This is a genomic window from Pantoea sp. IMH (genome assembly GCF_000599885.1).
Taxonomy (GTDB): domain Bacteria; phylum Pseudomonadota; class Gammaproteobacteria; order Enterobacterales; family Enterobacteriaceae; genus Erwinia.
Genome location: NZ_JFGT01000002.1, coordinates 441,491 through 452,924 on the forward strand (window position 1 = coordinate 441,491; position 11,434 = coordinate 452,924).

Annotated in this window: 8 protein-coding genes; all 8 read right to left on the reverse strand. The window is 48.6% G+C overall.

Going from position 1 to position 11,434, the window contains the following annotated elements:
• Position 1: 1 nt before the first annotated feature.
• Positions 2-1,351 carry a TssA family type VI secretion system protein gene (locus EA20_RS0102060; protein WP_024965250.1) on the reverse strand — a complete coding sequence of 450 codons (1,350 nt, stop codon included), beginning with the start codon at positions 1,349-1,351 and terminating at the stop codon, positions 2-4.
• Positions 1,351-4,833, reverse strand: coding sequence for an ImcF-related family protein (locus EA20_RS0102065; RefSeq protein ID WP_024965251.1), 3,483 nt, complete (start codon positions 4,831-4,833; stop codon positions 1,351-1,353). The genes EA20_RS0102060 and EA20_RS0102065 overlap by 1 nt, the downstream gene beginning before the upstream one ends.
• Positions 4,830-6,038, reverse strand: a complete 1,209-nt coding sequence (locus EA20_RS0102070; protein ID WP_024965252.1) for a hypothetical protein — start codon at positions 6,036-6,038, stop codon at positions 4,830-4,832. Before EA20_RS0102070 ends, EA20_RS0102065 begins: the two co-directional genes overlap by 4 nt.
• 31 nt (positions 6,039-6,069) lie before the next feature.
• Entirely contained in the window at positions 6,070-6,816 is a 747-nt protein-coding gene (locus EA20_RS20710; protein ID WP_152540198.1) for a hypothetical protein, read from the reverse strand.
• Positions 6,817-6,937: 121 nt separating this feature from the next.
• A complete protein-coding gene (locus EA20_RS0102080; RefSeq protein ID WP_024965254.1) occupies positions 6,938-7,540 on the reverse strand; it encodes a hypothetical protein in 603 nt (200 codons plus the stop codon).
• 14 nt (positions 7,541-7,554) lie between these two features.
• A complete protein-coding gene (locus EA20_RS0102085; protein WP_024965255.1) occupies positions 7,555-9,768 on the reverse strand; it encodes a M23 family metallopeptidase in 2,214 nt (737 codons plus the stop codon).
• A gap of 434 nt (positions 9,769-10,202) precedes the next feature.
• Complete coding sequence (locus EA20_RS21045; protein ID WP_235192622.1) at positions 10,203-10,646, reverse strand: hypothetical protein; 444 nt, start codon at positions 10,644-10,646, stop codon at positions 10,203-10,205.
• A gap of 329 nt (positions 10,647-10,975) precedes the next feature.
• Entirely contained in the window at positions 10,976-11,431 is a 456-nt protein-coding gene (locus EA20_RS21050) for a hypothetical protein (RefSeq protein ID WP_024965258.1), read from the reverse strand.
• Between the last annotated feature and the right edge of the window lie 3 nt (positions 11,432-11,434).

Here is an 11,434-nt window from a genome sequence, read left to right on the forward strand (position 1 = left end):
ATCAGCAAAGCACAGCACTGCTTGCCGGATCGAGCGCAATCAGACCGGACAGAAACAAATCCATCTCGGGCTGAAGCCGTGATTTATCAGTTTCATTGCGTGTGGCTTTCATGCGCAGCAGTCTGAGGCGACGTGATTTCACTTCAAACAACAGTGCCGGTGTCCACTGCGTGAGGGTGATCGACTGTGCGGCACTGTCGAGCTCACCCAGCAGATGCAGGGCCAGTTCATTCTTGCCCTTCTGCTCAGCCACGCGGGCCATCACCAGACGCAACAGCCATTTGTCTTTTGCCGAGTCGGAGCCCGGACGGGTCTGCAGCCAGTGTAGTGTGGCATCCAGACTGTCAATGTCCGCTTTCTCCAGGGCCTGATGGATATACCACTGCAAATCCAGCCAGAGGTGGTTGGCACCATGCGAAAAGGCGCTGTCGGCCTGCTCCATAATTTCGGACCAGCTCTGCTGCAGATACAGGCGCTTAAGCATGGCCCGCTGGTCTGCACGCGGCGGTTCGATTCGGGTTTTCCCTTGTGCATCCGGAGCAGGAATACTGTGCAGCGTGTCATGACGCAGGCTTTTCATCAGCAGGTGAGCAGCAAGCCAGCCATCAGGTTGCTCACGAAGATATTCCGTCAGTGTACGGGCCTGAGCCAGTAAATCCTGGCCGGAGGTAATGCGGCTCATGACTGGAGCGTCAGACTCTGTCATATGTGTGGGGGTCTGTGTCTGTGTCTTGTTACCTGCGTTCTGCGGTACCACAGCATCCACACCACCCGCCTTCATCAGGCGAGATTCCAGCAGGGCATTCAGCTCTGGGCGTGATGCTTCTGGCTCTGACTCCAGACTGTCGTGGATGAGCAGCAGCGCACCGGCAGTGCGCAGTGCATCGTCGCGTACCACTTCCGGCCAAAGTGACAGGCTGTCCAGAACGCGGGAGCCTGCGAGCCACTCCAGCGCCGGTTTACGGCTCCGCTCACGCTGAGGATGAAGCAGTACTCCATAGCGCTGTAGCAATCCCGCCAGCAGTTCAAGCCCTTCTGCAAAGCCGGTTTCCCCGTCCTGGTGCAGACGCGCCCAACAGTAATAAGTGGCAATCCGGATATCTTTTGCCGTGGTGGTCAGCAGTTTTTCGGCAAGCGTGCAAATCAACCCGGTATCAATGCCGGAAAGCTTATTGACCTCTTCGCGGATACGCTGAAAATCATCGTCATAGCCGGGGTCTTCTCCCGTCGGACGGGCGTCACTTACCGGCGCAAGCCAGGGTTGCCAGTTTTGCGTGCGTGTCTGCGCCTGTTGCCGCAGCTGCGTGTCGTCAGCCTGACAGGCCACGATCAGACTCTGCAGTGTACTCATTATTCGACTCCATCCATGTCACTGTTTCCGGCACTGGCCATCGGCGCCTGAGCCGTGGCCGCGCTGTCGACACTGAATATCTGATCCGGCAGCGTGAATCCGCGCAGATCCAGCAGCGCCAGCGGACCTTTTCCGAGTTGTGAGCGCAGCACCCACTGCAATGTGCGACCGTCCTGGGCGGTAAAGCTCATCATCCACTGGCTGCGGTCAAGCTGCTGACGTTTACCCTGCTCCAGCCAGCGAATAAAGCCCCAGGTCCCGCTGTAATCCCCGAACAGACGCGCACCGGCGTTGACCGTAGTCCAGGTCAGCATCGTCCCCGGTTTGTAAGTGTCTCCCGGCCAGCGGAAGCTCTGCCAGTCGGCCATCTGGTTGAAGTAATGCAGCTTCTGACCGTCGATGGTCAGCTGCGTTTCCACTACCTGTGGTGCAGGGCGTGCCTGCAGCTCAAAGCTGATGCCCTGGCTGCCATCGGTGAACAGAATGTCTGACAGCTGGCTCAGCTGGTTAATCGCCCGCAGGAAAGCCGGGTTAAAGCTCAGCCCCTGGCTGTTGACCTTATCCGGCACCCACTGGCTGCCCTCTTTGTGCAGCACACCGCTGAGCTCTGTCGTCAGAAAGCGTTCAATACGCCCGCTGTCCTTACGCACAAACTCAGCCAGCATCGGCAAAGAGGCATCACTTTTGCTCGCGACAAACGGGAAGCGCCCGTCAAAGGCGGTGTGCCAGTTCGCCACCACCGAACGGCGCCATTTATCATTCAGGCTGGCTGCCGATGGCTGAAGCACGGTCTCCCAGGCCTGGGTCAGCGGCTGCACAAACAGGGTGTTGCCGAATCCGCTCCACTCTTCGCCAAGGCTTGCCGAAATCAGACTGCCGTACTGCTGCGTGTCGGTAAGGTCCACGCTTTTGCCCTGGAACACGGTCTGCGCCAGGGCCTGCATCATTTCCTGCGGGTCCGAAGCGCTGGCTACCTGTTGCAGACGCAAACGCACCCGGGTGATGCGGGTCAGATACGTCTGCAGGCTCAGTGAAGTGTCAGCCGACATCACGTTGCTGCCTTTGTTTTTACCCAGAAGCTGAAGGAGCGGGCCAAAGGTTTCATCGAGCGGCCCCTGTGGGCCTGACGCAGACTGGTCAATCGCGGGTTTGTCCTGTCTGCCTATGAGGTCTTTAGCCGATTTGATGATGGAATCTGAAAGCCCTTCGCTTTGCTGGCCAGTCTGCCCCTGCCAGGCAATGGTATTCATCAGGGCAATCAGCGGCGACTGCCGGACGTCACTCATCAGCGTCAGCTGGTCGGTGACATCGGCAATGTTGTGCGCCGGGTTAAGTCGCAGGCTGTTGAGGAAACCCAGCCAGCTGCCGGCAAAATCGGTGAAGTAACGCTGCGTCAGCCGTGCTTTCAGGGCTTCCGGCGACAGGTCTGAGGAGACAGCTTTGCGGCTGTCACTCAGCACCCAGTCAATTTCATCCCGGCGGGAATTTGCGGCCTTTTCGATAGCCTGCTGAATACCCCCTTCCCAGGCCTGGCGGGTGAACATGCCCGGCACCACCTCTTCTGTGGTAAACAGTCGCCGCGCATCGGTGCCGCTGGTCATGTCTTCCAGAGACACATCGGCAAAGTTACGACGTACCGATTTGAGCATGTTTTGATAGAGCGAGCTTTCAGCGTTACGACGCCCGATTTGCTGCAACAGCACCTGGCGGCTCTGGCTGACCAGCTGCATGTCCGGGGTGATTTTCCACTGCGGTTGCTTAGGCAATTCGTTGATGTAGAAGGCCCATAAATCGGGCGACAGGCTCTGCCACAGGCCGGTTGAGATACCTGTCCGGGACGGTTCAACATCCTTCATGGTCTGTGCGTAAAACGCACCATCCACTTTATCCGGGCGGGCCATCATCAGCCAGGCTTTCAACTGGTCATAACCCGGTTTCGCAAGTGCCGCACGCTGATCGCTATTGGGCGCAGAGTTTGCCAGCACGCTGAGCTTCTGCTTAAGCGCCTCATTTGCCGGGTCACGAATAAGACGGTTGTTTGCCACGCCGTACCAGGGCAGCATCGCGTCGAGCAGCTGCTGATTATGGTCCAGACCGAAGCGCTGATACCATGGCGCGCCTTCCTGAATATGGTGTTGCAGGCGGCCGGCGTCATTACGCAGTTCATGCAGCGCTGTCAGCTGGTAATCCGATACGGAAGGATGCTCCACCAGAGCATGCGCCTGTTGCGCCACAGAGACAATCTGCAGGCGGTTGACCGCAAACGACAGCAGCGTCCCCGCCCCCCAGGCACCGATAATAGCCATCAGCGTCCAGGCCAGCGTCTGTTCCCATGCCATGCCGACACGGCGGCCACGCACGCGGGTACAGTCCTCAACGATCCCCTGCCAGGTCACCGGCAGGGTCAGCGCATGGCGTTGTGATTCCGGAAAATATTTCTCAGTGTCGGTAGGTGCAGCACCAGCTGTTCCCTCTAAGGTATCAGCGGATTTATTCTCCGGCAGGCTGAACATCAGGCCACGCAGCGGAACACGCTGCTGGGAGACAGAGAGCCATGGCAGCAGTTGCTGAGCCCAGCGGGCAATACCGCCGTCTTTGAGGTGCTGGCCCAGGCGCAGCAGGAAGTCGTGGCTGTTGTTCTCAGCGACCTGACTCACGCCTTGCAACCGCAGGGCCGGCAGCATCAGTTCAAGCTGGCGGATAACATCGTCTGCTTTGGCGCGCAGCGGGAAAGTAGCCCCTACCGTCTGTTCAGTGCGTTTTGCCTGCGACCAGGCGCTGTCGCACAGCTGCCAAAGCCAGACCGGTGCGGAATAGCGCAGCAGTTCGCTGATTTTTTCCAGACCGCGTAAATCGTTGTCGCTGATTTGTGGGGTCAGATTAAGCAACTGTGGCATGACGCGAACAATGCCGTCCAGTGGGCGCCCGCGACGCAGTTTACGCAGCGCAGTGTATTTCTCCTTATCGGGCTCAGCAGTCAGACTGCCGCCGTAAATCAGAACGGTACGGTTACCTTCCAGCCACTGGTTTTCCTGCAGGCCAGGTACCAGCTGTTCGATTGCCGCCTCATCGCCAGTGATTAACAACAGACGGGTTTTACGACGCCAGTAAAGGCCAATACGGGAGCGGAGATGTCCCCGAATCTTGTTACACATGGCCACCGCAGGGTGAACAGGCGCTTTATCATTTTCCCGTTTCTTTTTCTCATCATCACCGTTGGTATTGTCGACAAGCCCATTAAACTCCTGCTTACCTGCATTGCGTACCGCCGCCAGAAGCACCACGGATACGATAAGGGCACAGCCTGAAATACATCCGCCAGCGATAAGCCAGTAAATTTGCTGCTGACTTCCGTCTTCAATCCCGGCTATATCCGGATGCTTCCAGACCATGAACGTCATAACGGCTAACAGCAAAAAGAAAATCAATGCGACAGCAAGATAGCGGCCTTCCGTAGTCTTCGGTGCTAAAGGTAGCTTCACGGATCCATCTCCTGTCGGGAAGCAATCGGGGTAATGAGCGTGCTCCACAGCACATTCTGTGTGGTATCACCGCAGATAATCATCTGTGGTAACTGAGTTTGTCGGGCGATTTCGGTGGCGGCAGCGATAGCCAGCCAGGGGGCCGCGGCACCGGCATGTCCCATGGATGTATCGAGCGAAATGATGGCTTCGTCCTCTACAGACTGCGCAGGATGCGCATTCTGGCACTCGATAACTTCTGCACGCTGCTCACCCGTCAGCCCGGCAAGCCATAAATTTTTCACGATATTTTCTTTGAGCGGGACGTTATAGACGGCCATGTTCATCCCCTCGCTCAGTTCGCCTGATGGCGCAGCATCTGGCCGGTGCAGCAACGCGAGAGGTTCGAGTGCCTCCTGGGTCAGGCGGTTGCCAAGAAGCAGAGCAACGGCTGCTTCAGCAGTATTGTTTGAAACAAACGGATCAATCTGGAGGCCAACAATCAATAACATCGCATCATCTTTGATGCGGTGATCCAGCCAGTGGTTGACTACCCCCGGTCCATTGCTGTCTCTGTACTCAAGCGCGCAGGTTATGCCACTCTCCTGCCAGGCTTCATGCCAGATATTTCTGACAGCAGGGAATGGCTGAGATGACGAGACATCGAGGATGACAACAAGCGAAGCGTTCTCAGGAAACTGGTGAACTGGAAGATCGGCAATAAGCTCAGAGAACAAACGTGAGATAACCAATCCAGGAGTATCTTCTGGTTCTGCCGTAATACGGCTCAGCCTCCTGCTTTTTTCGCCTTTCCAGTCCGACTGCGAAATGATAATGCTGTGATTATTGAGCATATCATCAGCGACAGAACGCTGTTCGTCTTCCTGATGGGCTGTAATAAATGTCGTATTCAACACCTGAAGCGCACGACGAGCCCTACGGGTCTCACTTAAGATCCATTGCTCCCGACGCCGGTCAAAACCATTCGCTTTACTGTCCTGTAATGACCAGGCCCACATGCGAATAGTGAAACTCACAATCCACACAACTAATGGTGTGCCAATAGCCACCATCCAGAAGTGACTGTTATCGATGTATCGTCCGAATATCCGCATAAGGATCACGCTGATGACCAGCATCGCAACCAGTACAGCAATCCAGCGCGATGTTCTTGGTGAATCCGGCCGTGGATAGCATTCAGGAAGATGTTTAAGGGAATACGACATTCACACTCTCATGCTTTAAAATTTCTAAAAATTAACTAAAATAGAAAGATCGTTTGGTTCTCTCAGGATATCTATCAAAAAGCACCTTATCTTTTTTATAATCTCTATTTTTAACCTCAATAAATGCAACATCACCATTTTGATCATAAAGAGCATGAAGACCTTCCTCGACATAACGTCCTTTAACATAAGTATAATTAATTTCTTCACTAAGGCGGCCTTTCTCAATACCTGATTCATAGTATCTTCGGCATTTCATAGTCTTTCCATCAAGCGAGCACACTCCAAATTTAGCAAATGTAGATCCATACTTTTCAAATGTATAAATAGTGGTTACATCGCCTTTATAGAAGAAAAATCTATTTTCTAAACGTGGAGCATTATCATAACCCAAATATAATTTATTGCCTTTATCACTATCTATATTTTCCGGAGGTATACCTTGACCAGTGCTGTCAACTTCTGAAACATAAATCTTGCCTATTTCTTTCTGCTCTAAGCAAGTTTTTTCTTTTACAAATTCAATTTTTGTTATCCCACGAATGTATTCTTCACTCTCAGATTTATAAGACATACATGCACATGAGTATTTTTTTGACATTAAGCGCTTGCCTTTCTTTTCTGTTTCGAATTCTTTAACACCACTCCTATCATAAAATAAAAACGAATCGCCTCCAGAGTTGATCAGCACCCCACATGATTTTTTCAAATTGTTTCCTGCATAAGCTGGCAAAGAAATAATCAAGAATAAACATAAACCCAAGTTTTTAAAATTCATACCCACCCACTCAGAAGAACAATGAATAACGTTTTCGCATTCAACCATTATTAACAATAGTTAATTGTAAGCATCCCACTTTAGTTGGTGAAAAAAAATAGATAGAGTCTCCTTCAGCAATTTACTTTGCGCATTCTTTGAAGTCTCTCTTATCTAACGTAAGTTTTTTCAGATCTTTGATTGAAATTTTATTCGCTGCTAGCTTTACACTCGTACCTTCTGAGAAACAAAAAAAGCCACCTGAATAAAAGTAAATCTCTTCTGTTTTTTCTGGTGTGTCATTTTCTGATTGATATATAGCATCACTCACAAACCATTTAATATCTTTACTACCATGAACGATCCTCAGTTTTTCTATGCCGAGACATTGTTCAGAATCTTCTGCATATCCTGACTTATATGTTCTATCTGGTATAAGATATTGTTCATTATTTTTGAGTACTAAATTACATCGACTATAAGGCTCATCTTTTCCTGGCACACCCTCACGGTTAAAAACAAAGGGATACGCATTTTCAACACCTAATTTAAGAAAAACATAGTAAGGGGGAAATCCTGAGCCAGGGGCATTAACCTGATATACCTGAGAGAGACCGTAAGGCTCCCCTTCTTTGAAAGTATAATTTTTGACTGCAGATGAAACATCCGCGGTATTCGCAAGTACACCTGATGAATAAAAATTAATAACACTAACTAAGCTCAAAAATAAAAATGTATTTTTCATCGTTACTCCAGACCTCACTTACACTGCTTCGTATAATCAACAGTAATTTTCACAGTACTACGACCTTTTTGCACGTCAACTGTTTCTTTGGTATCTTTCATTACAGCATCATTTAAATAGTAGAATGCATATCGTGTATAGGTTTGCCTTTCAAAATATCCATACCCACCACTATTAACCAGAACGGAACATCTACCAATTGATGCTGACGTGATACCATTATCTGGAACTCGATTAATATTAATTTCATGACTATGATGTTTTGAAACCCAGTAAAAACCAGCGCTATCAGTTGCACAGAATGAATCTTCAGCAATAATTTTAGGGTCATATCGTGGGTGCCATTTTTTTAAAAGTGTACCATCAATAACAGTAAGCTTTTCATGGGTTTTCTTATCTATAACCGTTTTTCTTGGATCCGCCCAATAATGTTCACTTACATTTGTTATTCGACTATCATCGTAAGCATACACTGAAGTTTCATCAGGTAACTTCTCTTTCGTTCTAAATTTTTTATAGCCATCAAAATTTTGCGGCCAAGTTAGCTGCATGAAGCCTCTGCCATAAAATGGCTGATAATACTCAGCCGCTGGGGATAAAAACTTACCTTTGCTATTTTTCTGCCCCTTTCCGCCTTCAGTCATTGTCCTGAGCATCCCAGTCTCAATATAAATCTGCCCTAAAAAAGCAGAACGCCTTGGCGGGGATATTATATTGTACTTATTACACGTGTTATTGAAGTCTTTTACATACTTTTCCCACCGGCCAAACGAAGTAGCCCATGGGATTGTCACATTAACTGGCTTACTGGGGTAACCTTCAGAATATTTCCTTGGAATCATGGAGGAAATTTCCTCATAACTAAGCCAGCCGCACGTTCTCAAATTATTTATAAGTTTAGTAGGATTGAAGTGCCAAAGGCTTCCGCTACTGAATACTGATTCAAAGCACAGCGCTTCTGCATGAGCTTTAAATTTTGCGTAATCTTCATCCGTCATCGGATCATGCTCTTCACTTCCCGTTTTCAGCCATGAAAAACGGGTGTCGATCGTACTTTTTTCCCATTCAAACGGGAAATGGCAGATTAGCTTCCCACACTGGTTATCGAACTCACCATCTTCCTGAAGTTTCTTAATAACGGCTGAATTACACTGGCTGTCGCTGTCACTATCGTCATCGACAAACTGCCAGCCCATCCAGTGAGGGAAATCAGCGTCGCTAAACTTTTTGATGCTAGGATCCGCAAGATTTACCACTCCCTTTCCGCCCGGATAATTGACCGTCATCCATAGTGGCGCATCTGCCGGCACCAGTGTTTCATGCTCAGTATTGATTACCCGCCCAAAGCGAAGTAATTCGAATCCGGCACTCGGGCTTTCCTTATAATTCCGCATCGCGGTTTTATAGAGATTGTATTCGTAGTCTTTGCCATCAGCATTAACCAGTGGTTCTCCCAGCAGATCATATTTCCCGTCAACCTGCGTATTTTTCTGCCGCGTTACCATCGTGCAGTTGCCCTGGGCCAGAGTCATGCTGGCATACAGAGGCGCACTGCTGGTATACAGCTCAGAAAGCCCGGTTATGGCGGTACTGTTATTTGCGGGTGCCTTATCATAGAACTTCGTTCCGGTCGGAAGATAAAAATGGATATCACCGTACACCGCATCGGTCCGGCCATCTTTCGACACGTCCAGTTCGCGGCTCTTCCTGCCCGTCAGTTTGCTGATATTGTCGTCATCACAGAAAATCTGGAAATGGAAGGTATTGACCGCATCGACTATCCCGGAGGTTCCAAGCGGATCTTTCCGGTACACCTTCTCACCGACTTTCACTGTTGATTCAAGCGACTTCAGGTGCATGTAAAGCGAATAAAAGACCACTTTAGCACCCTCACCACTGCCGATCTCCGTTTCGTGCTTTAGCAGCACGTAGCCATCGTCACTGCCTTTGACATTTGGTTGATCCGCATTGAGGTTCAGCGGTGCCTTATCTCGTTTACCGATGCCTGAACTTTTACGCACGGAAACCACGATCCCATCCGCAACAGCTCTTACACTCTCAAAAGGCCTGCCGCCATCAGTATGGGCTATGTGGATCCCGCCATGCCATGAGCCATGGCCATTAACCGGGTAATCGCGGCGGTCAACTACGGTCATCACTCTTTCAATCCATGCCGCATCGGTTTCATGGGCATTTTTCGCTTTCAGGAATGGTGGGCTGATAATCATGTTATGACTCCATGTCAGGAAAAGCTGAATTTGCGGGAAGGCTCGGTCGTTTCAGGTGCCACGTTCAGGAAGTCTTCTTAGTTTCTGAAGCACTCGGCGTGCTCTTTGGGTCTCATCCAAGGTCCATTGCTCCCGACGCCGGTCAAAACCATTCGCTTTACTGTCCTGTAATGACCAGGCCCACATGCGAATAGTGAAACTCACAATCCACACAACTAATGGTGTGCCAATAGCCACCATCCAGAAGTGACTGTTATGGATGTATCGTCCGAATATCCGCATAAGGATCACGCTGATGACCAGCATCGCAACCAGGACAGCAATCCAGCGCGATGTTCTTGGTGAATCCGGCCGTGGATAACATTCAGGAAGATGTTTAAGGGAATACGACATTCACACTCTCATGCTTTAAAATTTCCAAATGTTAACTAAGGCTAGTCACCATCAAATGAAATGCTCTCAAGCAATTTCAATGTTTCTTTAGATAGATCTTCACTTTTATCATCTGAAGAATTAACACCAGAACCACATAGGGCATTATTTTTATGTATCAAACAAAAATAAACGCTCTGGCCTAGCGCTCCACCTTTAAGTTTCGCCATGGCATTAACAGCCATAAAACCAGATGCATCTTTGCTTTTAACCTTAAATAGAGATAGATGATTTGCCTTCCCATTTTTCACATATGTAGCATCCGGAATTGATTTCCATACCTTATTTTTGTAGTCATAAACAATTTTATTATCAGCGACACTAACACTTGCACCCATGTTGTTAACTTGCTGTACATCATATCCTGCTTCAAATGCTTCACCAAAATACAGGCAAGTCCACTCCGATATTGGTGATTTTTTTTGGAAGTACTCATCATCAGACAATGCAGGCTATTTAAAATCACTAAAATGCATATTGCATGCTTCAAAACTGGATGACGAAGAAATGTTGGCACTTGAATCAGATGACAGGGCTCTGGTTACAGATACAAATCCTGCGTTAGCAGCAAGAACAGAAGCAATAGAGAAAGAACTGAAACCGATAATGAATGGCATGTAAACTTTTTTCATAACATTACGCCCTGTGCGTACATCCTTTCAGGGATGTCCTAATGACTATGAATTTCACTTTTCCCCAGACTTCGGCCATTGATACAATTTTTCAATTAAATATTTCTTTAACTCCATCTCTCACGCTTACATATCGAATGCAGTCATTTAAGAGTTTTGAGGGGGATAGAGCATGACTTTGGCGTGTTATCGTCATAAATCATATTAATCAGATCATAACCTTCAACCCTTACGTTAACAAAGTTATCACCACATGTAGGCTTTATCTCTTTGAACTTTTTGTCAGCAGGGGAAAAGACAAATAACCTATAGATTTTATAAGTGCCCATTCCCTCATCCAGATGCCAAATACTAAAATCTTTATAGCCGTCACGATTGTAATCTTCAAATGTAATGTGATTTTTTTTCTCGGATGACACATCAAAATTTTCTAGATTAACCTGTTTGTCGGCTTCTAAAACTGACACTTCCAACGAATCATTATCTTTCAGAAAAACCTTTGCAGAAATATTTTTTGCACTATTAACCTCTAAAATATTATTATCACAACCAAATGCAATTTTGGTAAAAATGAACAAAAAGAAAAAAGCATATTTCATAGT